This is a genomic window from Mycolicibacterium sp. MU0050 (assembly GCF_963378085.1).
Lineage (GTDB): Bacteria > Actinomycetota > Actinomycetes > Mycobacteriales > Mycobacteriaceae > Mycobacterium > Mycobacterium wendilense.
Genome location: NZ_OY726395.1, coordinates 2,956,820 through 2,983,178, shown reverse-complemented (window position 1 = coordinate 2,983,178; position 26,359 = coordinate 2,956,820). Strand labels below are relative to the sequence as shown.

Annotated in this window: 30 protein-coding genes; 16 read left to right on the top strand and 14 right to left on the bottom strand. The window is 70.3% G+C overall.

From position 1 onward, the window contains the following. Nucleotides 1-10: 10 nt before the first annotated feature. The 6 genes from R2K23_RS14060 to R2K23_RS14035 form a co-directional block, all read right to left on the bottom strand. Nucleotides 11-676 carry a response regulator transcription factor gene (locus tag R2K23_RS14060; RefSeq protein ID WP_316510217.1) on the bottom strand — a complete coding sequence of 222 codons (666 nt, stop codon included), beginning with the start codon at nt 674-676 and terminating at the stop codon, nt 11-13. Next, nucleotides 661-2,133, bottom strand: a complete 1,473-nt coding sequence (locus R2K23_RS14055; RefSeq protein WP_316510216.1) for a sensor histidine kinase — start codon at nt 2,131-2,133, stop codon at nt 661-663. The genes R2K23_RS14060 and R2K23_RS14055 overlap by 16 nt, the downstream gene beginning before the upstream one ends. 28 nt (nt 2,134-2,161) lie before the next feature. Next, nucleotides 2,162-2,482: a hypothetical protein gene (locus R2K23_RS14050; RefSeq protein WP_316510215.1), complete on the bottom strand. Its 321-nt coding sequence runs from the start codon at nt 2,480-2,482 to the stop codon at nt 2,162-2,164. A 68-nt stretch (nt 2,483-2,550) separates the two neighbouring features. Beyond that, nucleotides 2,551-3,423 (bottom strand): SAM-dependent methyltransferase, encoded by an 873-nt coding sequence (locus R2K23_RS14045; RefSeq protein WP_316510214.1) that lies wholly within the window; start codon nt 3,421-3,423, stop codon nt 2,551-2,553. 11 nt (nt 3,424-3,434) lie between these two features. Beyond that, the gene (locus R2K23_RS14040) at nt 3,435-4,256 is read right to left on the bottom strand and encodes a mycofactocin-coupled SDR family oxidoreductase (protein WP_316510213.1); all 822 of its coding nucleotides are present in this window, start codon (nt 4,254-4,256) and stop codon (nt 3,435-3,437) included. After that, entirely contained in the window at nt 4,256-4,570 is a 315-nt protein-coding gene (locus R2K23_RS14035) for a putative quinol monooxygenase (protein WP_316510212.1), read from the bottom strand. Before R2K23_RS14035 ends, R2K23_RS14040 begins: the two co-directional genes overlap by 1 nt. Before the next feature lie 204 nt (nt 4,571-4,774). Between R2K23_RS14035 and R2K23_RS14030 the strand changes: the two genes are divergently transcribed. Next, complete coding sequence (locus R2K23_RS14030; protein WP_316510211.1) at nt 4,775-7,363, top strand: FtsK/SpoIIIE family DNA translocase; 2,589 nt, start codon at nt 4,775-4,777, stop codon at nt 7,361-7,363. Between the two features lie 8 nt (nt 7,364-7,371). Here R2K23_RS14030 and R2K23_RS14025 read toward each other — a convergent pair whose 3' ends face one another. Further along, on the bottom strand, nt 7,372-7,884 hold the full coding sequence (locus tag R2K23_RS14025; RefSeq protein ID WP_316510210.1) for an amino-acid N-acetyltransferase: 513 nt from the start codon (nt 7,882-7,884) through the stop codon (nt 7,372-7,374). Between the two features lie 54 nt (nt 7,885-7,938). On the opposite strand from R2K23_RS14025, the gene pgsA reads away from it, so the two are divergent. From pgsA to pspM, 4 genes are all read left to right on the top strand, one after another. Then, nucleotides 7,939-8,556, top strand: coding sequence for a CDP-diacylglycerol--glycerol-3-phosphate 3-phosphatidyltransferase (pgsA, locus tag R2K23_RS14020; RefSeq protein ID WP_396892005.1), 618 nt, complete (start codon nt 7,939-7,941; stop codon nt 8,554-8,556). 80 nt (nt 8,557-8,636) lie between these two features. Next, nucleotides 8,637-8,969: a transcriptional regulator ClgR gene (gene clgR, locus R2K23_RS14015; protein WP_316510208.1), complete on the top strand. Its 333-nt coding sequence runs from the start codon at nt 8,637-8,639 to the stop codon at nt 8,967-8,969. Nucleotides 8,970-9,088: 119 nt separating this feature from the next. Next, entirely contained in the window at nt 9,089-9,901 is an 813-nt protein-coding gene (gene pspA / locus R2K23_RS14010) for a phage shock protein PspA (protein ID WP_316510207.1), read from the top strand. 45 nt (nt 9,902-9,946) lie between these two features. Continuing rightward, complete coding sequence (gene pspM, locus R2K23_RS14005) at nt 9,947-10,759, top strand: phage shock envelope stress response protein PspM (RefSeq protein WP_316510206.1); 813 nt, start codon at nt 9,947-9,949, stop codon at nt 10,757-10,759. Between the two features lie 19 nt (nt 10,760-10,778). Here the strand turns inward: pspM and R2K23_RS14000 are convergent, their stop codons facing one another. Together R2K23_RS14000 and R2K23_RS13995 are read right to left on the bottom strand one after the other, a co-directional pair. Next, complete coding sequence (locus tag R2K23_RS14000) at nt 10,779-11,195, bottom strand: DUF5313 domain-containing protein (RefSeq protein ID WP_316510204.1); 417 nt, start codon at nt 11,193-11,195, stop codon at nt 10,779-10,781. A 38-nt stretch (nt 11,196-11,233) separates the two neighbouring features. Beyond that, complete coding sequence (locus tag R2K23_RS13995) at nt 11,234-11,686, bottom strand: limonene-1,2-epoxide hydrolase family protein (protein WP_316510203.1); 453 nt, start codon at nt 11,684-11,686, stop codon at nt 11,234-11,236. A gap of 36 nt (nt 11,687-11,722) precedes the next feature. Between R2K23_RS13995 and R2K23_RS13990 the strand changes: the two genes are divergently transcribed. The 5 genes from R2K23_RS13990 to recX all read left to right on the top strand — a co-directional run bounded on the left by R2K23_RS13990 (nt 11,723) and on the right by recX (nt 15,482). Beyond that, complete coding sequence (locus tag R2K23_RS13990) at nt 11,723-12,886, top strand: glycosyltransferase (RefSeq protein ID WP_316510202.1); 1,164 nt, start codon at nt 11,723-11,725, stop codon at nt 12,884-12,886. A gap of 10 nt (nt 12,887-12,896) precedes the next feature. Then, nucleotides 12,897-13,091 carry a DUF3046 domain-containing protein gene (locus R2K23_RS13985; RefSeq protein WP_316510201.1) on the top strand — a complete coding sequence of 65 codons (195 nt, stop codon included), beginning with the start codon at nt 12,897-12,899 and terminating at the stop codon, nt 13,089-13,091. 13 nt (nt 13,092-13,104) lie between these two features. Further along, nucleotides 13,105-13,791 (top strand): alpha/beta fold hydrolase, encoded by a 687-nt coding sequence (locus R2K23_RS13980; RefSeq protein WP_316510200.1) that lies wholly within the window; start codon nt 13,105-13,107, stop codon nt 13,789-13,791. 142 nt (nt 13,792-13,933) lie between these two features. After that, nucleotides 13,934-14,989 (top strand): recombinase RecA, encoded by a 1,056-nt coding sequence (gene recA / locus R2K23_RS13975; RefSeq protein WP_396893597.1) that lies wholly within the window; start codon nt 13,934-13,936, stop codon nt 14,987-14,989. Beyond that, complete coding sequence (gene recX, locus R2K23_RS13970) at nt 14,955-15,482, top strand: recombination regulator RecX (protein ID WP_316510198.1); 528 nt, start codon at nt 14,955-14,957, stop codon at nt 15,480-15,482. Before recA ends, recX begins: the two co-directional genes overlap by 35 nt. On the opposite strand, the gene R2K23_RS13965 is transcribed toward recX, so the two are convergent. From R2K23_RS13965 to R2K23_RS13950, 4 genes are read right to left on the bottom strand one after another with little or no spacing between them, the layout of a single operon-like run. Beyond that, entirely contained in the window at nt 15,479-16,372 is an 894-nt protein-coding gene (locus R2K23_RS13965) for an amino acid ABC transporter permease (protein ID WP_316510197.1), read from the bottom strand. The two genes, recX and R2K23_RS13965, sit on opposite strands and share 4 nt — an antisense overlap. After that, entirely contained in the window at nt 16,369-17,049 is a 681-nt protein-coding gene (locus R2K23_RS13960) for an amino acid ABC transporter permease (RefSeq protein ID WP_316510196.1), read from the bottom strand. Before R2K23_RS13960 ends, R2K23_RS13965 begins: the two co-directional genes overlap by 4 nt. 25 nt (nt 17,050-17,074) lie before the next feature. Beyond that, nucleotides 17,075-17,884, bottom strand: coding sequence for a glutamate ABC transporter substrate-binding protein (locus R2K23_RS13955; protein ID WP_316510195.1), 810 nt, complete (start codon nt 17,882-17,884; stop codon nt 17,075-17,077). A gap of 17 nt (nt 17,885-17,901) precedes the next feature. Further along, complete coding sequence (locus R2K23_RS13950; protein ID WP_316517272.1) at nt 17,902-18,630, bottom strand: amino acid ABC transporter ATP-binding protein; 729 nt, start codon at nt 18,628-18,630, stop codon at nt 17,902-17,904. Nucleotides 18,631-18,754: 124 nt separating this feature from the next. Here R2K23_RS13950 and miaB point away from each other — a divergent pair, with 124 nt between their 5' ends. Further along, nucleotides 18,755-20,284, top strand: a complete 1,530-nt coding sequence (gene miaB / locus R2K23_RS13945) for a tRNA (N6-isopentenyl adenosine(37)-C2)-methylthiotransferase MiaB (RefSeq protein ID WP_316510194.1) — start codon at nt 18,755-18,757, stop codon at nt 20,282-20,284. Then, nucleotides 20,281-20,868: an Rv2732c family membrane protein gene (locus R2K23_RS13940; protein ID WP_316510193.1), complete on the top strand. Its 588-nt coding sequence runs from the start codon at nt 20,281-20,283 to the stop codon at nt 20,866-20,868. The genes miaB and R2K23_RS13940 overlap by 4 nt, the downstream gene beginning before the upstream one ends. A gap of 7 nt (nt 20,869-20,875) precedes the next feature. On the opposite strand, the gene R2K23_RS13935 is transcribed toward R2K23_RS13940, so the two are convergent. Beyond that, complete coding sequence (locus R2K23_RS13935; protein WP_316510192.1) at nt 20,876-22,219, bottom strand: DUF349 domain-containing protein; 1,344 nt, start codon at nt 22,217-22,219, stop codon at nt 20,876-20,878. A 208-nt stretch (nt 22,220-22,427) separates the two neighbouring features. On the opposite strand from R2K23_RS13935, the gene R2K23_RS13930 reads away from it, so the two are divergent. The 4 genes from R2K23_RS13930 to hflX are packed head-to-tail and all read left to right on the top strand — an operon-like array spanning nt 22,428 to nt 26,349. Further along, nucleotides 22,428-23,108, top strand: a complete 681-nt coding sequence (locus tag R2K23_RS13930; protein WP_316510191.1) for a class III extradiol ring-cleavage dioxygenase family protein — start codon at nt 22,428-22,430, stop codon at nt 23,106-23,108. After that, the gene (gene miaA / locus R2K23_RS13925; protein WP_316510190.1) at nt 23,105-24,013 is read left to right on the top strand and encodes a tRNA (adenosine(37)-N6)-dimethylallyltransferase MiaA; all 909 of its coding nucleotides are present in this window, start codon (nt 23,105-23,107) and stop codon (nt 24,011-24,013) included. The genes R2K23_RS13930 and miaA overlap by 4 nt, the downstream gene beginning before the upstream one ends. A 4-nt stretch (nt 24,014-24,017) precedes the next feature. Further along, a complete protein-coding gene (dapF, locus tag R2K23_RS13920; protein ID WP_316510189.1) occupies nt 24,018-24,887 on the top strand; it encodes a diaminopimelate epimerase in 870 nt (289 codons plus the stop codon). A 49-nt stretch (nt 24,888-24,936) separates the two neighbouring features. Then, complete coding sequence (gene hflX, locus R2K23_RS13915; RefSeq protein ID WP_316510188.1) at nt 24,937-26,349, top strand: GTPase HflX; 1,413 nt, start codon at nt 24,937-24,939, stop codon at nt 26,347-26,349. Nucleotides 26,350-26,359 lie beyond the last annotated feature (10 nt).

Here is a 26,359-nt window from a genome sequence, read left to right as displayed (position 1 = left end):
CCGGGGCCGCTCAGGGCAGCGCCTCCAGGCGATAACCCATGCCCCGCAGGGTCACGAAGCGATCCGCGCCCAGCTTGCGCCGCAGGTACCGGACGTAGACGTCGACCACGTTGGAGCCGGGATCGTAGTCATATCCCCACACTCGGCTGAGCAACTGTTCGCGGGACAACACCTGGCCGGGATGGCGCAGAAACGTCTCGGCGAGCGCGAATTCCCGCGCCGACAGGTCGACCGTGCGGCCGTCGACCTCCGCCTGGCGGGTGCGCAGGTCCAGACTCAGTCCGCCGCAGGACAGCACGGTCAGTTCGCCGACCCGATCGGTGGCCAGCCGCAGCCGGATCCGGGCCAGCAACTCCTCGAACCGGAACGGCTTGGGCATGTAGTCGTCGGCGCCGCCCTCCAGGCCGGCCACGGTGTCGGCGACGCTGGTGCGGGCGGTCAGCATGACCACGGGGATCTGGTGGTTCTCCCCGCGCAGCCTGCGCAGCACCTCGAAGCCGTCCATCCGCGGCAGGCCGATGTCGAGCACCATCAGGTCGAAGTCGCCGGTGCGCGCGTACGCGTAGGCGTCCGCGCCGTCGGTCACCTCGGTGACGGCGAAACCGTTGGCGGTCAGCCCTTTTCGGATGAACGACGAGATCCGGGGTTCGTCTTCGGCGATCAGGATGCGGGCCATCGGTCCTCCAGGACGGCGGGAATGGTGATGGTGAACGTGGCGCCTCGCCCCTGCACGCTGTCGAGCAACACGTCGCCCCCGTGGGCGACCGCGATGGCGCGGACGATCGAGAGGCCGAGGCCGGCGCCCTCGCCGGCGTGTCGCGCGCCGCTGCCCCGGGCGAACCGGTCGAAGATCAGCGCCTGATCCTGCGCGCCGACGCCGGGGCCGGAGTCCGACACCCAGAACCGCAGCCAGCCGCCGGACAACTGCGACCCCATCCCGATGCGCCCACCCGGCTCGGTGAAGCGACTTGCGTTGTCGGCCAACGCGACCAGGGCCTGGGTGATGCGCTGCGGATCGAGCACCGCGGTGACGTTGGCCGTGGTCTCCAGGACGAAGTTGCGCTCGGCGAGCCGGGTGAGCTTGACGAAGGCGTCCTCGGTCAGCGCGGCGACGTCGGTGTACTCCGGTTGCAGGAAGGTCGGCTGTTCGGAGTGCGCCAACACCAGCAGGTCGGTCACCAACCGGTTCATCCGCGTCAACTCGTCGTCGACGAGCGCGATGGTCGCGGTGATGTCCTCCGGATCGGTCGGGTCGAGCACCTCCAGATGGCCGCGCACGATCGTGATCGGGGTGCGCAGCTCGTGGCCGGCGTCGTCGATGAACCGCCGCTGGGCGGCCACCCCGGCCTCGATCCGATCCAGCATGCCGTTGATGGTGGCGACCAGTTCGTTGATCTCGTCACGCTCGCCGCCGCGCCGCAACGGGATTCGTTGGGACATGTCGGTGTCGGTGATGGTGTGCGCGGTCTTCATCACGTCGTGCAGCGGGTGCAGGATGCGGCCGGCGAGCAGCCACGCGGCCCCGGCGGCGAGCACCACCGTCACCGAGCCGACCAGCAGCATCATCTGGGCGGCGTTGTCGGCGGCCTCGCGCTCGGCGTCGCCGAGGTAGGCCGCGACGATCACGCCGCGGGATTCGTCCCCGTCGAGGGAGACCGGGATAGCCAGGTAGCGGACCTCGCCGGCCTCGGGGTGTTCGTAGTGCCCTTCGGTGGGCGCTGTGACGGAGGCGACGAGCTGTTCGAAGGCCCGGTCCTGGGCGAGCACCTCGGTGGCGCCGGGTTCCTGCCGGCTCTGCGTGCGGTATTCGCCGTCGACGTACCCGAGGAACTTCTCGTTGGGGCGGGCGATGTTGTAGGCGATGGCCTCGTGGATGACCTCGTCGATGCCGGCGAAGGGCGCCCCGGTACGCGGGTTGACCCCGGGCGCGCTCAGTTCGGTGAACTCCTCGACCTCGACGCGCAAGGCCTCGTCGATGCGGGCGTTGATGCTCGACTTCAGCAACAGCCAGGTCGCCAGCGTGACGATGCCCAGGGCGGCCATCACCAGCAGCAGCACCCAGCCGATGATCCGCGTCCGCGCCGTGGTGGGGAGCATCCGGCGCCACCTCGGGGTGCGGGCGCGCTGGGTCATGTTTGCCATCCTGTCCGTTGCGCGGCGATCAGTCGTCCCAGTCCTCACCCCAGTCGTCGTCGTCCCAGTCGTCGTCCCCGTCGTGGTGGCGGGGGGCGGGTGCCGGGGCGGGGGCCGGCGGGTTGATGGTTTGGATGGCCGGCGGCGGCGGCGGCACGTCCGGGGGGTCCGCGTGCGCGGGCCGCGGGGCCGGTTCCGGCTCGGGTGCGGCGGGACCGGGGCGTTGCGGCGCCTGGACCCGAATCGGCTGCAGGGGTTCCTCGGCGGCGGTGGGCTGCATCGACACTACCGCGACGCCGACGCCGGCCGCGGCGGCCGCCGCCACCACCGCCCAGATGATCATCCGCATGTCGACCACTGTGCTGGGCCGGCGTGGACCCCAGGTGAAACCCAGATGAGAGCTTTCTCATCTGGGGCCTAGGGCAACTCGGCGTGCGCCATCCATTCGATGCCAGAGGCGGTCATGGCGCGCCCGGTGGGCCGGATGTAGGTGTCGCGGTAGTAGCCGGGACCCACCTGCTCGATCAGGCGCCAGCCGTGTTCGGCGAGGTGGTCGTGCAGGCGCTCGGGATCAAGTCCGTAGTGCCACAAAGGTTCTGGACCCAGGAATCGCTTGTGCAAAGACTGCGCGTCGTAGCGGTTGGTGCCGTCGATGAAGTCCTGGCGGACATGGCTGAAGATGAGCCGGCTGCCGGGGGCCGCGCCGCGCAACTGTTCGAACAGCGACGTCACCGCCGGCGGCCGTAGGTATTGCGTCACGCCCTCGCAGATGAAGAAGGTGCGCCGGGTCGGGTCGAAACCATGCGCGGCGAGCGCGGCGAGCAGGTCGTCGTGTTCGAGATCGGCCGGCACCAGACGCACCGAGGGCGGGATCTCACCGAGTGCGCGGCGCACGGCCGCCGCTTTGCGTTCGATGTTGGCCTGCTGATCGACCTCGAACACCGGAAGTCGGCTGTGTCGGGCGATGCGGTAGGCGCGGGTGTCGAGGCCCGCGCCGAGGATCACCGTGGCGTCGAACTCGTGCAGCGGGTCGGACAGCCGTTCGTCGATGAACCGTTTGCGGCACGCGATGCTCGCCCACAGGCCCGGGGCCACCCGATCCGAGGCCCGGATCAACGCGGCGCGAACCGGCGCGAATCGGGCGGCCGCCACCACGGCGCGCAGGTGCGCGGGCAGGAACGCAGCGGCCAGATCGTCGTCGACCAGTCGGCGCGCGGGCGGCTCGTGGTGTTCGATCGCCGCGAGCGCCATCGGCCCGAAAGCCGTTCGCGCTGCATCGTTGCGGGGCACTGACGTGGCTCTCAGCGCTTGTTCACATACCCGGCGTCGACGGGCAGCGCCACGCCGGTGACGTAGCGCCCGGCATCCGACACCAGGTAGTACGCCGCGTTCGCGATGTCCTCGACCTGCAGGGTTTGCACCGGCAGCGCGTTGCCCATGTCCGGCCCACCTTCGGATTGCTGCGCCATGCCCGCCAGCCACGACCGGGTGAAGTCGTTGTCGATCATCGGGGTGTCCACCCCGGCGGGATGTACCGAGTTGACCCGAATGCTGAACTGCGCCAGCACATTCGCGTACACCCGCATGAGTCCGACGATGCCGTGCTTGGCGGCGGCGTAGCCGACCGAGCCCGCCACCGGTGAGCCGAGGCCGACCAGGCCGGCCACCGAACTGGTCAGCACGATCGCCCCGCCGTTGCCGAACTTGATCATCGGCTTCATGGCGACGTCCACGGTGTGGTAGACGCCGGTCAGGTTCACGTCGATGACGTCCTGCCAGGCGTTGTCGGCGGCCATCGGCGCGATCCCCGCGTTGGCGATGACGATGTCGAGCCGGTCACCGAGTTCGGCGGTTCCGGTGAGCAGCGCGGTCTTGAGCGAGTCGCGATCGCGAACGTCGGCCTGCAGCGCGACGATTCGGGATCCGGTCTCCTCGACGAGTTTGACGGTGGCGTCGAGGTCGTCGGGGGAGGCCAGCGGATACGGGACCGACTCGATTTGCTCGCACAGGTCGACGGCGATGATGTCGGCGCCCTCGGAGGCCAGCTTGAGGGCGTGCGCCCGGCCCTGGCCGCGTGCGGCGCCGGTGATGAACGCGGTCTTTCCGCGCAGACTGTCGCCCATCAGCCGCGCAGCTTGCCCTTGGCCGGGTCGCCGGCGACCACCGGGGAGAGCATCTTGATGTCGGGTGCGCCGTCGAGCAGCTCGCCGACCGCACCGAACAGCGCGCCGATGGCCGGGGCGGTGCTGTGGGTCTTCAGCGCCTCCTCGTCGGCCCACTGCTCGATGAAGACGAAGGTGTCGCCCGCCTCATGCAGCGCGTAGAGCTCGCAGCCGGGCTCGGCGTGCACTGCTTCGATGGCCTCCGTACAGGCACTGCGCACGGCGTCGACGGACTCGGGTTTGGCGGTCATGGTGGCAACGACGACAACGGGCATGTGCGCTCCTGGAGGCGGTGGCGATGTGACGTCACACACCCTAGTCCGCGCCGGCGCGCTCGCGGCGGAGCCGGGGCCGGGCTACGCGCGGGTAACGATTCGGGCACAGACCGGGTTCGAAGTGCTCAGCGGGCCGCCAGAGACCCCCTCGTGACCAGTGTGGCGGATGGTGCAGATGAGGTACTTGCGACTAGGCTTGGGCCCATGCCTAGTAAGACCGCAGCGCGTTCGGCCGGCAAAACGAGCAGGTCAGGAGCTCGAGCGGCAGCCGCATCCAAGTCCGGCCCGAAGTCCGGCGCGCGAACCAAGCGGCCGGCCCCGCCGCGGAAGAAGGCGCCGGCGCGCGGCGGTGCGCGCCGGCCCCAGCACGGACCGTCGCCGGTGGCGGCCGCCGGCGTCGCGGTCGGACGCGCATCCCGGGCCACCTGGCTGTTGCTCGCCCGCGGCGCGGGCAGCACCGCGCGCTCGGTTGGCCGGGCCCGCGACATCGAACCCGGCCATCGCCGCGACGGCATCGCGCTGGCGCTGCTCGGCGTGGCCGTGATCATCGCGGCGAGTTCGTGGTTTGACGCGGCCCGCCCGGTCGGCGCCTGGATCGACGACGTGCTGCGGAGCATCGTCGGGTCGGCCGTCGGGCTGCTGCCCGTGCTGATCGCGACGATCGCGATCGTGCTGATGCGCACCTCCCCGGACCCCGAGGCCCGACCCCGACTGATTCTGGGTGCGGCCATGGTGGCCCTGCCGACCCTCGGGCTCTGGCACCTGTGGTCGGGCTCACCCGATGACCCGGCCGCACGCTCGGAGGCGGCGGGCTTCGTCGGATTCGCCATCGGCGGGCCGCTGTCCGACGGACTGACCGTGTGGATCGCCGCGCCGCTGCTGTTCATCGGCGCGATCTTCGGCGTGCTGCTGCTGACCGGCACCACCATCCGCGAGGTGCCCGCCACCCTGCACCACATGTTCAGCACGCGACTGCACCGGGACTACGACGACGACCACTACTACGACGACGACTACGACGAGCACGACGACGCCGGTGTGGCCCACGACGATCCGGAGGACTTCTCCGACGGCTACTACGACGACCCCGCGGCCTACCAGGACGAGCCGCCGTCGTGGCCGGGCGGCACCCCCTACGACAACTACCCGCTCGACGACGAGGCGCCCGCGAGTCTCGACGACGCGCCGACGGTCCCCGAACCGGCGGTGGCGCCCAAGCCGCGCAAGCGCAAGCCGGCCGCCATACCCGCGGTGACCCAGGCGCTGGACCGGGTCGTCGAGGGGCCCTACGTGCTGCCGACTCTCGACCTGCTGATCGCCGGCGACCCGCCGAAGCGCCGCAGCGCGGCCAACGAGGCGATGGTCGACTCCATTTCCTCGGTGCTGCAACAGTTCAAGGTCGACGCGGCCGTGACCGGCTGCACCCGCGGACCGACCGTCACCCGCTACGAGGTGGAACTCGGCCCCGGGGTCAAGGTCGAGAAGATCACCGCGCTGCACCGCAACATCGCCTACGCGGTGGCCACCGAGAGCGTGCGGATGCTCGCCCCGATCCCCGGCAAGTCCGCCGTCGGCATCGAGGTGCCCAACACCGACCGGGAGATGGTCCGGCTGGCCGACGTCCTGACCGCCCCGGAGACCCGAAAAGACCACCACCCGTTGGTGATCGGGCTCGGCAAGGACATCGAGGGTGACTTCATCTCGGCCAACCTGGCGAAGATGCCGCACCTGCTGGTGGCCGGGTCGACGGGTTCGGGTAAGTCCAGCTTCGTCAACTCGATGCTGGTGTCGTTGCTGGCGCGGGCCACCCCGGAGGAGGTCAGGATGATCCTGATCGACCCCAAGATGGTGGAACTCACGCCGTACGAAGGGATTCCGCACCTCATCACCCCGATCATCACCGAGCCGAAGAAGGCCGCCGCGGCGCTGGCCTGGCTGGTCGAGGAGATGGAGCAGCGCTACCAGGACATGCAGGCCTCCCGGGTGCGGCACATCGACGTGTTCAACGAGAAGGTGCGGTCCGGCGAGATCACCGCGCCGCTGGGCAGCAACCGGGAGTACAAGCCCTACCCCTACATCCTGGCGATCGTCGACGAGCTCGCGGACCTGATGATGACCGCGCCGCGCGACGTCGAGGACGCCATCGTGCGGATCACCCAGAAGGCGCGCGCCGCGGGCATCCACCTGGTGCTGGCCACCCAGCGGCCGTCGGTGGACGTGGTGACCGGTTTGATCAAGACCAACGTGCCGTCGCGGCTGGCGTTCGCGACGTCGTCGCTCACCGACAGCCGCGTCATCCTCGACCAGCAGGGCGCCGAGAAGCTGATCGGTATGGGCGACGGCCTGTTCCTGCCGATGGGCGCCAACAAGCCCATCCGGCTGCAGGGCGCGTTCATCACCGACGAGGAGATCCAGGCCGTCGTCGAGGCCTGCAAGGCGCAGGCCGAGCCGGAGTACACCGACGGCGTGACCGCGGTGAAGGCGGGCGAGCGCAAGGATGTCGACCCCGACATCGGCGACGATCTCGATGTCTTCCTGCAGGCCGTCGAACTCGTCGTGTCCTCGCAGTTCGGCTCCACCTCGATGCTGCAGCGCAAGCTTCGGGTCGGGTTCGCCAAGGCGGGCCGGCTGATGGACCTCATGGAGACGCGCGACATCGTCGGGCCGTCGGAGGGCTCCAAGGCGCGCGAGGTGCTGGTCAAACCCGACGAGCTGGCGGCCACCCTGGCGCTGATCCGCGGCGGCGGTGCCGAGGACACCGACTCCGACACCGACGACGAGCCGGACTTCTAGGGGCGGGGCTAGAGGACGAGCAGCATCCGGGTGTTGCCCAGGATGTTGGGCTTGACGTAGCTCAGGTCCAGGAACTCGGCGACGCCGATGTCGTAGGAGCGGCACATCTCCTCGTACACCTCGGCGGTCACCGGGGTGCCGTCGATCTCGCGGAAGCCGTGGGCGCTGAAGAACTGCGTCTCGAAGGTGAGCACGAACAACCGCTCGAGTTCCAGCTCACGTGCCACCTCGAGCAGCTTTTCCACCACGGCGTGACCGACCCCGCGGCCCTTGACCTTGGGGTCGACCGCGACCGTGCGGACCTCGCCGAGATCCGACCACATCACGTGCAGGGCACCGCAGCCGACGACCTCGCCGTCGAGCTCGGCCACCCAGAATTCCTGGACCGCCTCATACAGCGTGACCAGGTTCTTCTCCAGCAGGATCTTGCCGGCGTAGGTGTCCACCAGACGCTTGATCGCCGGCACGTCGGAGGTGCGGGCGCGACGCACGATCGGGGCGATGGATTGTGGCTGGCTCACGGGTGGACAGTATCGGTTGCCGAGGTGGTCCATGCCACCCGATATTCTGTGGCGGTGTCGGGGCACCCTGAAACTGAACCGGCGGCCCGGCGCCCTCCGGTGATCAACATCGCCAACCTGCTCACCGTGCTGCGGCTGGTGCTCGTTCCGGCGTTCCTGCTGGTGCTCTTCGCCGGCGACGGGCACGAGTTCGCCAACCGCATCGCCGCGTTCACGATCTTTGCGGTCGCGGTCATCACCGACCGGCTCGACGGCCAGCTGGCCCGCAAGTACGACATGGTGACCGAGTTCGGCATGCTCGCCGATCCGATCGCGGACAAGCTGCTGATCGGCTCGGCGCTGATCGCGCTGTCGATGCTCGGGGACCTGCCGTGGTGGGTGACGGTGGTGGTCCTGATCCGCGAGATCGGCATCACCGTGCTGCGGTTCGCCGTCCTGCGTCGTGGGGTGATCCCAGCCAGCCGCGGCGGCAAGCTCAAGACCATGGTGCAGGCCGTGGCCATCGGACTGTTCGTGCTGCCGCTGGACGCCTGGCCGCAGATCTGGCACACCACGGCCTGGGCGGTGATGGGCCTGGCCATCGTGCTCACGGTGCTCACCGGGCTCGACTACCTCATCTCGGCGCTCCGGGACATTCGTCGGGCTCCGCGGGAACCAAACCCCGCCCGGTAGACGTTATTCACCTCAGAGTCCGACGAAGTCCGCGCACCGCGCGCCGTCCCGCCGACGGGCCGCGGAGTAAAGGAGACACGATGACGTTGTTGCTGCGCGAGGTCATTGGCGACGTGCTGCGTCGCGCCCGCTCGTCGCAGGGCCGCACCCTGCGCGAGGTCTCGGATTCGGCTCGGGTCAGCCTCGGCTACCTGTCGGAGGTCGAACGCGGCCGCAAGGAGGCCTCCAGCGAGCTGCTGAGCGCGATCTGTTCCGCGCTGGACCTCCCACTGTCCCAGGTGCTCACGGATGCGGGCGAACAGATGGCGCACCACGAGTACGCCGACCGCGCCTCGGACGGGTCCGCGCGCGTCGACGCCGCCACCAAGGTCGTCATCGGACCGGTCAATCCGGTGGCGATGGCGGTGGCCTGATCTGCCGCGACGCGCCAATTGAAGTAGGGGAGTGTGGCGCGGGTCCCCGAACCGATAAATTGGTCTGCGCAGGCTGAGTCACACCACGGAGCATCGACAACGTTAGGCGGCATGAACTCATGGCCAACCCGTTCGTAAAGGCATGGCGCTACCTGATGGCGCTGTTCAACTCGAAGATCGACGAGCACGCCGACCCCAAGGTGCAGATTCAGCAGGCCATCGAAGAAGCCCAGCGGCAGCACCAGGCGCTGTCCCAGCAGGCCGCCCAGGTGATCGGTAACCAGCGTCAGCTCGAGATGCGGCTGAACCGGCAGCTGGCCGACATCGAGAAGCTGCAGGCCAATGTGCGCCAGGCGATCACGCTGGCCGACCAGGCCGTCGCCGGGGGCGACGCCGCCAAGGCCACCGAGTACAACAACGCCGCCGAGGCGTTCGCGGCGCAGCTGGTGACCGCCGAGCAGAGCGTCGAAGACCTCAAGACTTTGCACGATCAGGCCCTGCAGGCCGCGGGTCAGGCCAAGAAGGCCGTCGAGCAGAACGCGATGGTCCTGCAGCAGAAGATCGGTGAGCGCACCAAGCTGCTCAGCCAGCTCGAGCAGGCCAAGATGCAGGAGCAGGTCAGCGCCTCGCTGCGGTCGATGACCGAGATCGCCGCGCCCGGCAACACCCCGAGCCTCGACGAGGTCCGCGACAAGATCGAACGTCGCTACGCCAACGCCATGGGCGAGGCGGAGCTGGCGCAGAACTCGGTGCAGGGCCGCATGCTCGAGGTTCAGCAGGCCAGCGTCGAGATGGCCGGCCATTCCCGGCTGGAGCAGATCCGCGCGTCGATGCGCGGTGAGTCCCTGACCTCCGGAACCCCCGGCGCCGCCCAGCCGAACCCCGCGACCCCGGCTACCGAGGCCGCCCCGGAGAAACCGCTGGGCCAGTAGGCCCACGCACACCCGAGCAACACGAGAAGGTCGATCATGGGGGTCATGCCCACCGCCAAGCGCTGGCGAGCAGTACTTCAACGGGGGCTCGACGGCGCCAGTGAGGCCGCCGACCTACTCGCGCACAAACTCAGCCTGGCGGCCGACCCGCGCGCCCGGCTGCTGCGAAAACGCAAATGGGCGTTGCGCATCGGCCTGGCGTTCAGTTTCGCGACGCTGTTCTGCATCCTGGTCACGGTGCTACTGGCCAGCTGGAGCACGCCGGCGTGGGCGCTGCTGATCCCGGGCCTGCTCGCCGCCGGGGCCGCCTTCCCGGCCACCCTGGCCTTCCTGCGGTACCGGTGGCTGCGTTCCACGCCGCTGCCCGCGCAGCGGCCCGCGAGCACGCGACGACTGCCGCCGCACGGTTCGGCGGCCCGCCCGGCGATGTATGCCCTCGGGGCCTCCGAACGTGGGCTGTTCTCGCTGCTGGGCGTCATGGAACGCACCAACCTGCTGCCCGACGGGGAGATCCAGGAACTGACCGCGGCGGCGAATCAGACCGCGACCGCGATGGCCGCCACCGCCGCTGAGGTGGTCTCGATGGAGCAGGCGGCCACCACGACTCCGAACTCGCGGGCGTACCTGGTGCCGACCATCAACGCCTACACCGCCCAGCTCGGGGTGGGTGTGCGGCAGTACAACGAGATGGTCACCGCCGCAGCGCAATTGGTGTCCGCGGCCAACGGTGGGGGCGCGCCGTCGCCGCAGCTGCAGGCTTCCCAGCACCGCTATCGCAGCGAGCTGACCGATGCCACCGATCGGCTGTTGGGCTGGGCGCAGGCGTTCGACGAGCTCGGTCAGTTGCGCCGGGCCTGAACGGGACTCCCCGGGCGCATCACACGTCGTGACTGGAAGGCGGCCCGGTGCGCGGGCCGTACTTCTCGGCGTACGCCTGGTGGGTCCGCGCCCTCTTCTGCCGCGAGATCTCGTCGACCAGGCTGGGGTCCAGTCCGTGCACCCGCAGCATGTGCCGCCGCCACACCTTGTTCAGGGCGTGGGAGAAGTACACGAACGGGATCAGGATCGGCACCGTCATGCCGATGTGCACGTACAGCGACGTCGGGATGAACCAGAACGGCAGCAGGATCAGCACCGCCGGGATGAACATCCGGACCATCATGCGGCGGGTGGCGCCCTTGCCGGCCAGGTCGTGACGGACCCAGTCGCGCATCGACGCGGGCAGGCGACCGCCGTAGCAGTAGCGGACGTACTGCCAGAGGTTCGGCTTGGTCGCGGCGGCGTTGTTGCTCATGGTGATAAAAGGCTATCAACCTGCGGCAATGACGCGGGTCACAGCGTGGGGCGCAGCGCCGGGACGACGGCCCCCAGCAGGCCGCGCACCAGGGCCTTGGTCATGTCGAAGAAGTCGAAGTAGTCGCGCCACAGCGTGATGCGGCCGTCGCGGACCTCGAAGACACCGCACACCCAGAACTGCAGCCGCACCGGCCCCACGGCGATGACGTCGGTGCGCTCGTTGAGCACGGTCTCGCCGTCGGCGGCGGTCCGGTGGATCTTGAAATCGAATCCCATGCTGGGGCGCTGCATCCCAGCGAACAGCTTCATGGCCCGCTTGCTGCCGCGGATCGTCGGCAGGCCCACGTTCTGATACACGACGTAGTCGCTGAGCGACGACTCGGCGGTGTCGAGGTCCTTGTCGCGCAGCGCGGAGAAGAGCTTCTCCACGGTGGCGATGTTGGCTTCTTCGCTGGCTGCGGCACCGAGATCGATGCTGTGCTCCGTCATGGGGGACAGCCTAATGCGCTATGGCAGGCTGTGGCGATGCGAATTGCGGTGGTCGCCGGCCCCGATCCCGGTCATGCGTTCCCGGCGATCGCGCTGTGCCGCAAGCTGCGGGCCGCCGGGGCCGAACCGACGTTGTTCACCGGCGTCGAGTGGCTGCCGGCGGCCCGCGAGGCGGGGTTGGCGGCCACCGAATTGCTGGGCTTGGACCCCACCGACGAGGACGACGACGCGGACGCGGGGGAGAAGATCCACCGCCGCGCCGCGCGGATGGCGGTGCTCAACGCGGAGCCGCTCGCCGCGCTGGCGCCGGACCTGGTGGTCTCCGACGTCATCACCGCGTGCGGCGGGATGGCCGCGGAGTTGCTCGACATCCCCTGGGTGGAGCTCAACCCGCATCCGCTCTACCTGCCCTCCAAGGGCCTGCCGCCGTTGGGCAGCGGGCTCGCGCCCGGCACGGGGCTGCGCGGCCGGCTGCGCGACGCCGTCATGCGTAAGCTCACCGAGCGCTCCTGGCGCGCCGGGCTGGCGCAGCGGTCCGCGGCGCGGCGGCACATCGGCTTGCCCGCCTCCGACCCGGGCCCGGCCCGTCGGCTGATCGCCACGCTGCCCGCGCTCGAGGTGCCCCGCCCGGACTGGCCCGCCGAGGCGGTCGTGGTCGGGCCCCTGCACTTCGAACCGACCGCCGAGGTGCTGACCCCGCCGCCCGGCGACGGCCCGTTGATCGTGGTGGCGCCCTCGACGGCCACCACCGGCGCCACCGGGATGGCCGAACTGGCGTTGCGACACCTGGTGCCCGGTCAAACCCTGCCCGCCGGCGCCCGGGTGGCCGTCTCACGGCTGGGTGGCGCCGACCTGGAGGTGCCACCGTGGGCGGTCGTCGGCCTGGGACGGCAGGACGAACTGCTCACCGGTGCGAGCCTGATGATCTGCGGCGGTGGCCACGGCATCGTGGCAAAGACCTTGCTGGCGGGGGTGCCGATGGTGGTGGTTCCGGGCGGGGGCGACCAGTGGGAGATGGCGAATCGCGTTGTGCGGCAAGGCAGTGGCGAACTGATCCGGCCGCTGACAGGCGAGGCGCTGGTCGCCGCCGTCGGGCAGGTGCTGGCCGCGCCGGGCTATCGCGAGGCCGCCCGCGCCGCCGGGGCGTCGGTGGCCGGGGTGGCCGATCCGGTACGGGTGTGCCAGGACGTGGTTGGGTAGATTCGTCGGTGTGCGATTGACCGAATTCCACGAACTGGTCCGTGCGCAGTTCGGCGCGGTTCGGGGCTCTTCGCTGCTGGTCGATCACGTGTTGAGCACCGTGGGGGGACGCACCGCCGCCCAGGCCATCGAGGACGGCGTCGAACCGCGGGACGTCTGGCGGGCGCTGTGCGCGGATTTCGACGTGCCCCGCGAGCAGTGGTGAGAGGGTGGGCGCGGTGAGCACGTTCGTCCTGGTGCACGGCGCCTGGCACGGCGCGTGGTGTTGGGAGCGGTTGACCCCCGAACTCGAGCGGCGCGGCCACCGGGTCGTCGCGGTGGACCTGCCGTCCGACGATCCCGCGGCCACTTTCGACGACTACGCCGAGGCGGTGGTGGCGGCCATGGGTGCCGCCACGGACCCGATCGTGGTCGGTCACTCGTTGAGCGGCAACGTGCTGCCGTTGGTGGCGCGGCGCGCGCCGGTGCGGCACGCGGTCTACCTGTGCGCGATGATCCCGGACCCCGGACGCAGCCAGTCCGATCAGGAACGCGCCGGCGGGATGACGGATCCGGCCTATCTCAAGGGGTTGCGCCGGACCGACGGATGCACCGTCTGGGCCGACGCCGACCTGGCCCGCGAGCTGCTCTACCAGGACTGTGCGGCCGACGTCGCGGCCGCGGCGGTGGCCCGGCTGCGCCCCCAGGCCTACGGGCCGCCGACCGAGGTCTGGCCGTCGGGTCCGCTGCCGGCGGTGCCGGCCACGGCGATCGTGTGCGCGGAGGATCGGATCCTGCATCCGGACTGGTCACGACGGGTGGCGCCGGAGCGACTGACCGCGGCGGTCCTGGAGTTGCCGGGCGGGCATTCGCCGTTTCTGTCCCGGCCCGCGGAGCTGGCCGAGGCGCTGCACGGCCTCGGCTGACACGCGCGGCGCGCCTACTTGCGTTCGAACACCTGTTCGCTATCGTGGTCAACGTTCGACCGATGAGTTTTGTCGTAGGGCTGTTCTAACGTCACAGCCAACCGACCGGAACCCGGTCAACCACGACTACTGGAGAGGCACCATCATGGCGCAGGCCCCCGACCGCGAGAAGGCCCTCGAACTGGCGATGGCCCAGATCGAGAAGAGTTACGGCAAAGGCTCGGTGATGCGCCTCGGCGAAGAGGCCCGCCAGCCGATCTCGACCATCCCCACCGGATCGATCGCCCTGGATGTGGCGCTGGGCATCGGCGGTCTGCCCCGCGGCCGCGTCATCGAGATCTACGGCCCGGAGTCCTCGGGTAAGACCACCGTCGCGCTGCACGCGGTGGCCAACGCCCAGGCCGCCGGCGGGATCGCGGCGTTCATCGACGCCGAGCACGCGCTGGATCCCGAGTACGCCAAGGCGCTGGGCGTGGACACCGACGCGCTGCTGGTCTCCCAGCCGGACACCGGCGAGCAGGCGCTGGAGATCGCCGACATGCTGATCCGTTCGGGTGCGCTGGACATCCTGGTCATCGACTCGGTGGCCGCGCTGGTGCCGCGCGCCGAAATCGAGGGCGAGATGGGCGACAGTCACGTCGGCCTGCAGGCCCGCCTGATGAGCCAGGCGCTGCGGAAGATGACCGGTGCGCTGAACAATTCGGGCACCACGGCCATCTTCATCAACCAGCTGCGGGAGAAGATCGGCGTGATGTTCGGCTCGCCCGAGACCACCACCGGCGGTAAGGCGTTGAAGTTCTACTCCTCGGTCCGCCTGGACGTCCGCCGCATCGAGACGCTCAAGGACGGCACCGACGCGGTCGGCAACCGCACTCGCGTCAAGGTGGTCAAGAACAAGGTCTCGCCGCCGTTCAAGCAGGCCGAGTTCGACATCCTCTACGGCAAGGGCATCTCCAAGGAGGGCTCGCTCATCGACATGGGTGTCGAGCACGGCTTCATCCGCAAGTCCGGGTCGTGGTTCACCTACGAGGGCGAGCAGCTGGGGCAGGGCAAGGAGAACGCCCGCAACTTCCTGCTGAACAACCCGGCGGCCGCCGACGAGATCGAGAAGAAGATCAAGGAGAAGCTCGGGATCGGCGCGGTGGTGACCGACGACGTGAGCGATGACGGTGTCCTCCCAGCCCCCGTCGACTTCTGACCCGGTCAAGCGCGCCGAGCAGGCGCGGGCACTGTGCCTGCGCCTGCTCACCGTGCGGGCCCGGACCCGCGCCGAGCTGGCCGGGCAGCTGGCCAAGCGGGGTTATCCCGACGACGTCGGCGAGGTGGTGCTGGATCGCCTGACCGAGGTCGGCCTGATCGATGACGCCGACTTCGCCGAGCAGTGGGTGCGTTCCCGCCGGGTCAACGCCGGCAAGGGCCGGCGCGCGCTGGCCGCCGAACTGCGCACCAAGGGTGTCGACGACGAGGTGATCAACGCCGCGCTGGCCGACATCGATGCCGGGGCCGAGCGGACCCGCGCCGAGGAGTTGGTGCGCAACAAGTTGCGCCGCGAACGCCTCGGCGACGACGACGATCTCAAGGTGACCCGGCGGCTGGTCGGGATGTTGGCCCGTCGCGGCTACAACCAGGGCATGGCCTTCGATGTCGTCAGCGCCGAGCTCGCGGCCGAACGGGAGCGCCGGCGCGTCTAATCGCCGGGTTGCTCGGCGGTCTGCGCGGCGGCCAACGGTTCGGGTGCCCGCTGGGACCGTCGCAGTCGACGTTCGACCCGGGTGGCCACCACCGACAGTGCGATGTTCAACGTGATCATCAGCACCGCGATCACCATCAACGCCGGAACGAAGTTGCCGTAGGCCGACCCGACCACGGTGCCCTGCCGGACCATCTCCACGAAGGTGATCTGATAGCCGATCGCGGTGTCCTTGAGCACCACCACCAACTGTGAGATCAGCACCGGCAACATCGCCGTGATCGCCTGCGGCAGCTGGATCGAACGCATGGTCTGGCCCCAGCGCAGCCCCAGCGACGCGGCGGCCTCGGCCTGCCCACGCGGCAAGGTCTGCACGCCGGTCCGGACGATCTCGGCGATCACCGCACCGTTGTAGAGCGTGAGACCCGTGATCACCCCGGCCAGCGCCACATGCTTGGAGGCGAACACGCCGTACTGCGCGAACAGGAAGTACGCGAAGATCATCATGATCAGCACGGGCACGGCGCGGAAGAACTCCACGAACACCGAACAGGCCCACCGCACCGCGGGATTCGGCGCCATCCTGCCGACGCCGAGCAGCAGGCCGAGCGCCAGCGCCAGCACGATGGAGATCGCGGCGGCGGTCAGCGTGCCCTGGATGCCGGGCAGTACGTAGGTCCGCCACAGGTCGGCGGTCAGGAACGGCCGCCACTTCTCGGGCGTCAACTGGCCCTTCTCGGCCAGGCCGCGCCGCACCATCTTGTACACCTCCACGAAGGCGTACACGGTGACCGCGGTGATGATCCAGTTGCGCACCCGCGCCCGCGGCCCCGGCGCGTCGAAGAGCACGGTCGCGCGGTTGAAACTCAGCAAGCGAATGAGAAACTTCATCGGGCGACCGCCAGGCGCTTGCTCAGCCACCCGAAGAACAACCCCATCGGCAGGGTCAGGACCACGAACCCGACCGCGAAGATCGTGCCGACGGCGATCAGGGCCGCGGTGTTCTCGATCATCTCCTTCATCAGCAGCGCGGCCTCGGCGACGCCGATGGCCGAGGCGATCGTGGTGTTCTTGGTCAGCGCGATCAGCACCGAACCCAGCGGAATGATCACCGCGCGGAACGCCTGCGGCAGCAAGATCATTCGCAGGTTCTGGCTGAAGGTGAACCCGAGCGAACGGGCGGCCTCGACCTGTCCCAGCGGCACGGTGTTCACCCCGGAGCGGATCGTCTCGCAGACGAAGGACGCCGTGTAGACCGCCAGGCCCAGCACCGCCAGCCGGAAGTTGCTGTCGGCGACCGAGGTCGGGGAACTGGCGTCGGCCAGCGTGAATCCCAACGTCTGGGACACCCCGAACGAGCAGAACAGCAGGATCAGCGTCAGCGGCGTATTACGCATCAGGTGCACGTAGCCGGCGCCGAGCCAGTTCAGCACCGGCACGGGCGCCAGCCGCATGGCGGCCAGCACCGTGCCCAGCACCAACGCGCCCAGGGCCGAGTACAGCGTCAGCTTGATGGTCACCACGAACGCCGCCAGGACCTGCTCGTGGTATTCGGTCAAGACCTCCACTGATCAATCGGCCCCGTGCGCGATCTCAGTAGCGATCGACCGCGGGCGGCGTCGGCGTGGCGATGCCGGCCGGGCCGAGGTTCTGCTCGAACGCGTCCTGCCAGGCGCCGTCGGACAGCATCTGTTCGAGGGCGTCGTTGATCTTGCCGCGCAGCTCGTCGTCGCCCTGCTTGAGCCCGATGCCGTAGCGCTCCTCGGAGAACGGCTCGCCGACGATCTTGAACGCGCCCGGGGTCTGCGCGGCGTACCCGGCCAGGATCACTTCGTCGGTGGTCAGGGCGTCGACCGCGTTGTTCTTCAGCGCCTCGACGCACGCGGAATAGGTGTCGTACTGCTGCAGCTGGACGCCGGGGAACTCGTCCTTGATCTTCTGCGCCGGGGTGGATCCGGTCACCGAGCACAGCACCTTGTTGTTCTCCAGCGAGTCCTTGCCGGTGATGTCGGTGTTGTCCGCGCGGACCAGCAGGCTCTGACCGGTGAGCAGGTATGGGCCGGCGAAGTCGACCTTCTCCTTGCGGGCATCGGTGATCGAGTAGGTCGCGACGATGTAGTCGACCTGACCGTTCTGGATCAGTGTCTCCCGCTGGCCGGACGGCGCTTCCTTCCACTCGATCTGCTCGGGGGTGTACCCCAGCTTGTCGGCGACGTAGCGGGCCACGTCGACGTCGAACCCGCTCATGGTGCCGTCCGGATTCTTGTTGGCCAGGCCGGGCTGATCGAACTTGGTGCCGATCACGATCTTGTTCTCGTCACCCCCGCCGCACGCGGCCAGGGACAGCGGGAGCACCGCGGCGATCACGGCGGCCGCCGCACGACGGAATCGGAAGGTGGGCATGGGGTTTCCTTTCGCCATCAATGATTGAGGATCTTCCCGAGGAAGTCCTTGGCGCGGTCGGTCTGGGGATTGGAGAAGAACTCCTCGGGCGGCGCGTCCTCGAGGATCGCCCCGTCGGACATGAACACCACCCGGTCGGCGGCGCGGCGGGCGAAGCCCATTTCGTGCGTGACCACCAGCATGGTCATCCCGCCCTCGGCCAGCGCGCCCATCACCGCCAGGACCTCGTTGATCATCTCCGGGTCCAGCGCGCTGGTCGGCTCGTCGAACAGCATCACCTTGGGATTCATGGCCAACGAGCGGGCGATCGCGACCCGTTGCTGCTGCCCGCCGGAGAGCTGGGCGGGGTACTTGTCGGCCTGATCGGCCACGCCCACCCGTTCCAGCAGCGCCATCGCCTCCGAGCGGGCCTGGTCCTTGGGTCGCTTGCGGACCTTCGTCGGCGCCAGCGCGACGTTCTCCAGAATGGTCTTGTGGGCGAACAGGTTGAACGATTGGAACACCATTCCGACGTCGCTGCGTAGTTCGGCGAGCTGACGTCCCTCGGCGGGCAGCACCCGGCCGTCGATGGTGATGGTGCCCGAATCGATCGGCTCGAGCCGGTTGATGGCCCGGCACAGGGTGGACTTGCCCGACCCGGACGGCCCGAGCACCACGATCACCTGACCGCGCCGCACCTCGAGGTCGATGTCCCGGAGCACGTGGAGGTCGCCGAAGCGCTTGTTGACCGCACGCAGGGAGATCATCGGCACGTCGTTGTCAGCAGCGGCGGCCATGGGCCAAGACCTTACCCAGGAATACCCGGATCTGCGCGCAGGCGGGCCAGGCGTCGAATTGGGTCTGGCCGTCACCCGTCCGTACCATGGACGGGTGACTTCGGCCTGTGCACCCGCGACGCAGCCGCCCGCTGCGGCGTCTGCGGCCACCACCCGCACCTATCAGGTCCGGACCTACGGCTGCCAGATGAACGTCCACGATTCGGAGCGACTGGCGGGCCTGCTGGAGGCCGCCGGGTACCGCCGCGCTGCCGAGGGCACCGACGCCGACATCGTGGTCTTCAACACGTGCGCGGTCCGGGAGAACGCCGACAACAAGCTGTACGGCAACCTCAGCCACCTCGCCCCGCGGAAACAGCGGGACCCCGACATGCAGATCGCGGTCGGCGGCTGCCTGGCGCAGAAGGATCGCGACGCGGTGCTGGGGCGGGCGCCCTGGGTCGACGTGGTGTTCGGCACCCACAACATCGGCTCGCTACCCGCGCTGCTCGAGCGCGCCCGGCACAACCGCGAGGCCCAGGTGGAGATCGCCGAAGCGCTCGAGGAGTTTCCGTCCGCGCTGCCGGCGGCGCGCGAATCCGCTTATGCGGGATGGGTTTCCATCTCGGTGGGGTGCAACAACACCTGCACGTTCTGCATCGTGCCCGCGTTGCGCGGCAAGGAGGTGGACCGCCGGCCCGGGGACATCCTCGCCGAGGTCGAGTCGCTGGTGAGCCAGGGCGTGCTGGAGGTGACCCTGCTGGGGCAGAACGTCAACGCCTACGGTGTCTCGTTCGCCGACCCCGACACGCCCCGCGACCGCGGTGCGTTCGCTGCGTTGCTGCGGGCCTGCGGGCGCGTCGAGGGCCTGGAGCGCGTCCGCTTCACCTCGCCGCACCCGGCGGAGTTCACCGACGACGTCATCGAGGCCATGGCCGAGACGCCGAATGTGTGCCCGGCCCTGCACATGCCGTTGCAGTCCGGTTCCGACCGGGTCCTCAAGGCCATGCGGCGGTCCTACCGCGCCGAGCGGTTCCTGGGCATCATCGACCGGGTCCGCGCGGCAATGCCGCACGCGGCGATCACCACCGACATCATCGTCGGGTTCCCGGGGGAGACCGAAGCGGATTTCGAGGCGACGCTGGAGGTGGTGCGGCGCGCGCAATTCGCCAGCGCCTTCACCTTCCAGTACTCCAAGCGGCCGGGCACCCCGGCCGCCGAGTTGCCCGACCAACTGCCCAAAGCGGTGGTCCAGGAACGGTATGAACGACTCATCGCGGTTCAGGAGGAGATTTCCCTGCAGCAGAACAAGGCGCAACTCGGCAAGACCGTGGAGATCCTGGTGGCGGCCGGCGAGGGCCGCAAGGACACCGCGACGGCGCGGATGAGTGGGCGCGCGCGCGACGGCCGCCTGGTGCACTTCGCCCCGGGCGCGGCCGAGGTCCGTCCCGGCGACGTGGTGACCACCGTCATCACCGGGGCCGCGCCGCACCACCTGATCGCCGACGGCGTGCTGCACCAGCACCGTCGCACCCGGGCCGGCGACGCTCACGAGGCGGGGCTGCGGCCCCGCACGGTGGGCCTCGGCCTGCCGGGGCTCGGGGCCCCGGCGGCGGTGCCCGCGACGTCGGGGTGTGCCCGATGAGCGCGCCGCAGGGATCCGACGGTTTCGAGGGCTTCCGGGCCGACATCGAGGCGGCCGAACGGCGCATCGCCCGGGAGATCAACCCCGGGGCCAGGGCTCTGGTGGTGGCCATCCTGGTGTTCGTGCTGCTGGGCTCGTTCGCCCTGCCGCACACCGGCGGCGCCCGCGGCGTCGACGTGTTGCTGGGCACCGACGCCGCGCTCGACGCCGGCATCGCGATGCCGCACCGGTTGTTCGCCTGGCTGGCACTGATCTTCGGCGTCGGCTTTTCCATGCTCGGACTGCTGACCCGGCGCTGGGCGTTGGCCTGGGTGGCGCTGGCCGGCTCCTCCGTGGCGGCGGTCGCCGGGATGCTCGCGATCTGGACCCGACAAACCGCGGCGACGGGCTACCCGGGCCCGGGCATCGGGCTGGTGATCGCCTGGGTGGCCGTGATCCTGTTGGCCTTCCACTGGGCGCGCGTCGTCTGGACGCGCACGGCGGTGCAACTGGCCGCCGAAGAGGCCCGACGCCGAGAAGCGGCGGAGCGCCAGTCCAAGGGGTTGTTGGACAACCTGCCGCCCGAAGAGCCGCCCACCAACTAGGGGGCCCTCAGCGCTTCTTGGTGAGCGCCCCCTCGGCCGCGGCAGCCCACTGCCGCCACTGCTCGGCGTTGGCCCGGGCCTCCTCGGCCTCCTTGGTGCGGCCCGCGGCCTCGGCCTTCTCGGCCTGCTTCTCGTACTGAGCGACCCGGTCGCGGAACTGCTCGGCCCGCGCCTGCGCCTGCGGGTCGGTCCAGCCCGCGTCGGCCGCGTCGCGGATCTTCTTCTCCACCGCGCGCAGCCGCCGCTCCAAGTCGGTGCGCTCGCGCGGCACCTTGCCGATCTCGTCCCAGCGGTCGGTGATGGCACGCAGCGCCGAACGGGCCGCGTCCGGGTCGGAGGTGTCGATCTTCTCGGCCTCCACCAGCAGCGCCTCCTTGGCGGTGGCGTTGGCCTTGAACTCGGCATCGCGTTCGGCGGTCACCGCGTTGCGCGCGGAGAAGAAGGTGTCCTGTGCGGCCTTGAACCGCCGCCACAGCGCATCATCGACGTCCTTGGACGCGCGTCCGGCCGCCTTCCACTCGGCCAGCAGGTCACGGAACGCCGCGCTGGTGGGTCCCCAGTCCGTCGAATCCGAGAGCGCCTCGGCGCGCTCGCACAGCTTCTCCTTGGCCTGCCGGGCGCCGGCGCGCTCGCGGTCCAACTCGGCGAAGTGCGAACCGCGGCGCCGGTTGAACGTCTCGCGCGCCGACGAGTAGCGCTTCCACAGGGCGTCGTCGGTCTTGCGGTCCAGGCCGGTGATGGTCTTCCACTCGTCGAGGATCGCCCGCAACCGGTCGCCGGCCGCCTTCCACTGGGTGGCGTTGGCGGCCAGTTCCTCGGCCTCGGCGGCCAACGCCTCCTTGCGCGCGGTCTGGGCGGCGCGATGCTCCTCGCGCTTGGCCTTCTCCTCGGCGGCCGCCGATTCCGCGTGCTCGGCGATCTTGGCCAGCCGGGCCGCCAGCGCGTCGACGTCGCCGAGGACGCTGGCCGTGGGCAGGCTCTCGGCCAGCGTCGCCGCGGCGGCCTTGATCTTGCGCGCGTCGCCGGTGCCGGACTCCAGCCGGGACTCCATCAGCGCGATCTCGGTGGCCAGGTCGTCGAACCGGCGTCCGAAGTGGGCGTAGGCGGCCTCGGCGTCGCCGGCCTGCCAGGATCCGACGACCCGCTCGCCGGCCGAACTGATCAGCCACACCGTGCCGTCGGCGTCGACGCGCCCGAACTTGTGCGGATTGCTCGACGGGGGAGCCGGTACCGCGGCCGCCGGGTGCGGTCCCGGCCGGGGGCCCGGCCGGGGAATCGGACCGGGGACCGGCCGCGGGGTCGGTGCCGGTGCCGGTGACGATTCGCCGTGCGTCGGATCTTGTGTGGTCATGACCTGCCCGTACCTACTCTCCACGCGGATATCTCCGCGCACTGCCGCGCGACGCGGCGCCTTGTCTTCCAGGGGTATTCAAGCAGGTAGTTCCCCCGGGCATGGCCAAAGCCGACATCGTCGCCGGGATGAGTCGCGCCGCGGACCCCGGCGTCCCAGGTCGGAGGCGTATCCGTGCACGCCGAGCGCCCCCGATAGCGTTGATGCCGTGTTGACGGCAGTAGCGATCATCCCCTCGGCCCCGGTGCTGGTGCCGCAACTGGCCGGTACCGCCGCCGACGAACTCGGGCTCGCCCGCGAGGCGGTCCTCGTCGCCGCGGCGGCGCTGCCCGCCCGCTGGATCGCCGTCGGTGTGGGGCCGCGAGGCGCTGCGGTCGGCCCGTCGGCGGCGGGGACCTTCGCGGGGTACGGCGTCGACGTCCCGGTCCGGCTGTCGCTGAGCGCCTCCGAGCAGGTCGAGCTGCCGCTGTGCGCGTTGATCACGGGGTGGGTCCGCGGCCTGGTCGCCCCGGACGCGAGCGCCGCGGTGCGCTGTGTGGCCGCCGACGCCGCCGACGCCGAGGCGCTCGACCTCGGCGCTCGGCTGCGGGCCGAGATCGACGCCGCGGCCGATCCCGTCGGCGTGCTTCTCGTCGCCGATGGCGCCAACACCCTGTCGGCGGGCGCGCCGGGCGGGCACGACCCGGGCTCGGTGCCGGTGCAGGAGCGCCTCGACGAGGCGCTGGCCGGCGGGAACGGCGCCGCCCTGCGCGCGCTGCCGGCCGCGGTCGTGGGCCGGGCGGCGTTCGCCGTGCTGGCCGGGCTCCTCGAGGCGCCCGGTGCGGCCGACGAGTTCTACCGGGGCGCCCCCTACGGCGTGGGCTACTTCGCGGGTGTCTGGCGGCCGTGAGACCCATCGCCGTCATCGGCCCGACGGGCACCGGAAAATCCGCGCTGGCGCTGGACCTCGCCGAACACCTGGGCGGCGAGATCGTCAACGCCGACGCCATGCAGCTCTACCGCGGAATGGACATCGGGACCGCCAAACTGGCGGTCGAGGAGCGCCGCGGCGTCCCGCACCACCAACTCGACGTGCTCGACGTGGTCGAGACCGCCACCGTCGCGCGGTATCAGGCGGCGGCGGCCGCCGATGTGGAGGCCATCGCCGCACGCGGTCGGCTGCCGGTGATCGTCGGCGGTTCCATGCTCTATCTGCAGTCGCTGCTGGACGACTGGGCGTTCCCGGCCACCGATCCGGCGGTGCGCAGCCGCTGGGAGCGGCGCCTCGCCGAGATCGGTGCGGCCGCGCTGCACGCCGAACTCGGCACCCGTGACCCGGCGGCGGCCGCGGCGATCCGGCCGACCGACGGACGTCGGATCGTGCGGGCGCTCGAGGTCGTCGAACTGACCGGCGAGCCCTTCGCGGCGTCGGCGCCCACCATCGGCGCGACGCCGCGCTGGGACACCGCCATCATCGGATTGGATTGGGACACCGAGCTTCTCGACCGACGACTGCAGCTGCGCACCGCGGCGATGTTCGACGGCGGGCTGGTCGAGGAGGTGCGCGGGCTGTGCGAGGTCGGGCTGCGCGAGGGCGTGACCGCGTCCCGCGCGCTGGGCTACGCGCAGGTGCTCGCCGACCTGGATGCCGGCGGCGACGGACACGGCGGCCACGAGCCGACGTTCATCGGTACCCGGCGCTACGTCCGCCGGCAGCGGTCCTGGTTCCGGCGCGACTATCGGGTCCGCTGGCTCGACGGCGCGGGGGCCGATCTGCTCGAGCAGGCCATGGCGATCTGGCGCCACGTATCCTGAACTGGTGAAGTTCGCCAAGGGCCACGGCACGCAGAACGACTTCGTGCTGCTGCCCGACCTGACCGCCGACCTGGAGCTGTCCGCGTCGGCGGTGGCCGCGCTGTGCGACCGGCGGCGCGGCCTGGGTGCCGACGGCGTGCTGCGGGTGACCCGGGCCGCGGCGGCCACCGCGGCGGGGGTCCTCGAGAACCTGCCCGACGGCGTCACCGCCGACGACTGGTTCATGGACTACCGCAACGCGGACGGATCGGTGGCCGAGATGTGCGGCAACGGCGTCCGGGTGTTCGCCCACTACCTGCGCGCGACCGGGCTCGAACCCCGCTCCGAGTTCGTCGTCGGGACACGGGCCGGGGCGCGCGCGGTGGTGCTGCACGCGCACGACGCGGTCACCGCGGAGGTCACCGTGGACATGGGCAAGGCGAATCCGTTCGGCCGCGGCCGGGCCACCGTGGGGGGACGCGGATTCGAGGGCCTGGCCGTCGACGTCGGCAACCCGCATCTGGCCTGCGTGGACCCGAGGCTGACGCCCGGTGAGCTCGCCGCGCTGGACGTCGCCGCGCCGGTGGCCTTCGACGCCGGCCAGTTTCCCGACGGGGTCAACGTCGAGGTGCTCACCGCCCCCGTCGACGACACGGTCAGCATGCGCGTCCACGAACGCGGGGTGGGGGAGACCCGGTCCTGCGGGACGGGCACGGTGGCCGCCGCGGTGGCGGCGCTGCGGCACCGCGACGCGGACACGGGGACGTTGACGGTCCGGATTCCCGGCGGGGAGGTGGTGGTCACCATCACCGACGCAACCAGCTACCTGCGCGGCCCGTCGGTACTGCTGGCGCACGGTGAACTGGCCGCGGATTGGTGGAGCGCGCAGACTTGATAATCGTTGGCGGGTACAGCAGCGGACATGCCATCATCGGGCACTGCCCATGACTGACGAATCACGCTTCCCCGCCGAGCCCACCGCCGGTGAACTGGCCCTCGACGACCGCTCGGCGCTGCGCCGGGTCGCCGGGCTGTCGACCGAGCTCGAGGACGTCTCCGAGGTCGAGTATCGCCAGCTGCGCCTGGAACGCGTTGTGCTGGTGGGGGTTTGGACCGAGGGCAGTGCCGCCGAGGCCGAGGCGAGCCTCGCCGAGCTGGCGGCGCTGGCCAAGACTGCCGGCTCCGAGGTGCTCGAAGGGCTGATCCAGCGCCGCGACAAGCCGGACCCGTCGACCTACATCGGCTCGGGCAAGGCGGCCGAACTGCGCGAAGTGGTGCTGGCCACCGGGGCCGACACCGTCATCTGCGACGGCGAGCTCTCCCCGGCGCAGCTCGTCGCGCTGGAGAAGGCGGTCAAGGTCAAGGTGATCGACCGCACGGCGCTGATCCTCGACATCTTCGCCCAGCACGCGACCAGCCGCGAGGGTAAGGCGCAGGTCTCGTTGGCGCAGATGGAATACATGCTGCCGCGGCTGCGGGGCTGGGGCGAGTCGATGTCCCGGCAGGCCGGCGGTCGCGCCGGTGGTGCCGGTGGCGGCGTGGGCACGCGCGGGCCCGGTGAGACCAAGATCGAGACGGACCGTCGTCGGATCCGCGAGCGGATGTCCAAGCTGCGCCGCGAGATCAAGGAGATGAAGAAGATCCGCGACACGCAGCGCGGCGGCCGCCGCCGCAGCGACGTGGCGCAGGTGGCGATCGTGGGCTACACGAACGCCGGCAAGTCCAGTCTGCTCAACGCGCTGACCGGCGCCGGTGTGCTGGTGGAGGACGCGCTGTTCGCGACGCTCGAGCCCACCACGCGCCGCGGCACCTTCGACGACGGTCGAGCCTTCGTGCTGACCGACACGGTGGGCTTCGTCCGGCACCTGCCCACGCAGTTGGTGGAGGCGTTCCAGTCCACGCTGGAGGAGGTGCTCGACGCCGACCTGTTGGTGCATGTCGTCGACGGTTCGGATGCCAATCCGATGGCGCAGATCGCGGCGGTGCGGGAGGTGGTCGGCGAGGTCATCGCCGACCACGACGGTCGTCCGGCCCCGGAGTTGTTGGTGGTCAACAAGATCGACGCGGCCGGAGATCTGGAGCTGGCCAAGTTGCGTCGTGCGCTGCCGGGCGCGGTCTTCGTCTCCGCGCACACCGGCGAGGGCCTGGACCGGCTGCGGCAGCGGATGGGCGAGTTGGTCGAACCGACGGACGTCTCGGTCGATGTGACGATTCCCTACGACCGGGGCGACCTGGTGGCCCGGGTGCACGAAATCGGTCGCGTCGATGCCACCGAGCACACCGCGGCCGGAACCCGGATCAAGGCGCAGGTGCCCGTGGCGCTGGCGGCGGGCCTGCGGGAGTTCGCGACCGCCTGAGGGGCAAAAC

Excerpts from the sequence above, each read along its gene's own strand:
- R2K23_RS14035 (WP_316510212.1), bottom strand. The coding sequence starts at position 4,570 with ATGCCCGTTGTCGTCGTTGCCACCATGACCGCCAAACCCGAGTCCGTC.
- R2K23_RS14050 (WP_316510215.1), bottom strand. The coding sequence starts at position 2,482 with ATGCGGATGATCATCTGGGCGGTGGTGGCGGCGGCCGCCGCGGCCGGC.
- R2K23_RS13955 (WP_316510195.1), bottom strand. The coding sequence starts at position 17,884 with ATGCCCACCTTCCGATTCCGTCGTGCGGCGGCCGCCGTGATCGCCGCG.
- pspA (WP_316510207.1), top strand. The coding sequence starts at position 9,089 with ATGGCCAACCCGTTCGTAAAGGCATGGCGCTACCTGATGGCGCTGTTC.
- R2K23_RS14055 (WP_316510216.1), bottom strand. The coding sequence starts at position 2,133 with ATGACCCAGCGCGCCCGCACCCCGAGGTGGCGCCGGATGCTCCCCACC.
- R2K23_RS14000 (WP_316510204.1), bottom strand. The coding sequence starts at position 11,195 with ATGAGCAACAACGCCGCCGCGACCAAGCCGAACCTCTGGCAGTACGTC.
- clgR (WP_316510208.1), top strand. The coding sequence starts at position 8,637 with ATGACGTTGTTGCTGCGCGAGGTCATTGGCGACGTGCTGCGTCGCGCC.
- R2K23_RS14030 (WP_316510211.1), top strand. The coding sequence starts at position 4,775 with ATGCCTAGTAAGACCGCAGCGCGTTCGGCCGGCAAAACGAGCAGGTCA.
- R2K23_RS13935 (WP_316510192.1), bottom strand. The coding sequence starts at position 22,219 with ATGACCACACAAGATCCGACGCACGGCGAATCGTCACCGGCACCGGCA.
- R2K23_RS13995 (WP_316510203.1), bottom strand. The coding sequence starts at position 11,686 with ATGACGGAGCACAGCATCGATCTCGGTGCCGCAGCCAGCGAAGAAGCC.
- R2K23_RS14040 (WP_316510213.1), bottom strand. The coding sequence starts at position 4,256 with ATGGGCGACAGTCTGCGCGGAAAGACCGCGTTCATCACCGGCGCCGCA.
- R2K23_RS14060 (WP_316510217.1), bottom strand. The coding sequence starts at position 676 with ATGGCCCGCATCCTGATCGCCGAAGACGAACCCCGGATCTCGTCGTTC.
- R2K23_RS13965 (WP_316510197.1), bottom strand. The coding sequence starts at position 16,372 with ATGAAGTTTCTCATTCGCTTGCTGAGTTTCAACCGCGCGACCGTGCTC.
- hflX (WP_316510188.1), top strand. The coding sequence starts at position 24,937 with ATGACTGACGAATCACGCTTCCCCGCCGAGCCCACCGCCGGTGAACTG.
- R2K23_RS13950 (WP_316517272.1), bottom strand. The coding sequence starts at position 18,630 with ATGATCTCCCTGCGTGCGGTCAACAAGCGCTTCGGCGACCTCCACGTG.
- pspM (WP_316510206.1), top strand. The coding sequence starts at position 9,947 with ATGCCCACCGCCAAGCGCTGGCGAGCAGTACTTCAACGGGGGCTCGAC.
- R2K23_RS13940 (WP_316510193.1), top strand. The coding sequence starts at position 20,281 with ATGAGCGCGCCGCAGGGATCCGACGGTTTCGAGGGCTTCCGGGCCGAC.
- R2K23_RS13990 (WP_316510202.1), top strand. The coding sequence starts at position 11,723 with ATGCGAATTGCGGTGGTCGCCGGCCCCGATCCCGGTCATGCGTTCCCG.
- recX (WP_316510198.1), top strand. The coding sequence starts at position 14,955 with ATGACGGTGTCCTCCCAGCCCCCGTCGACTTCTGACCCGGTCAAGCGC.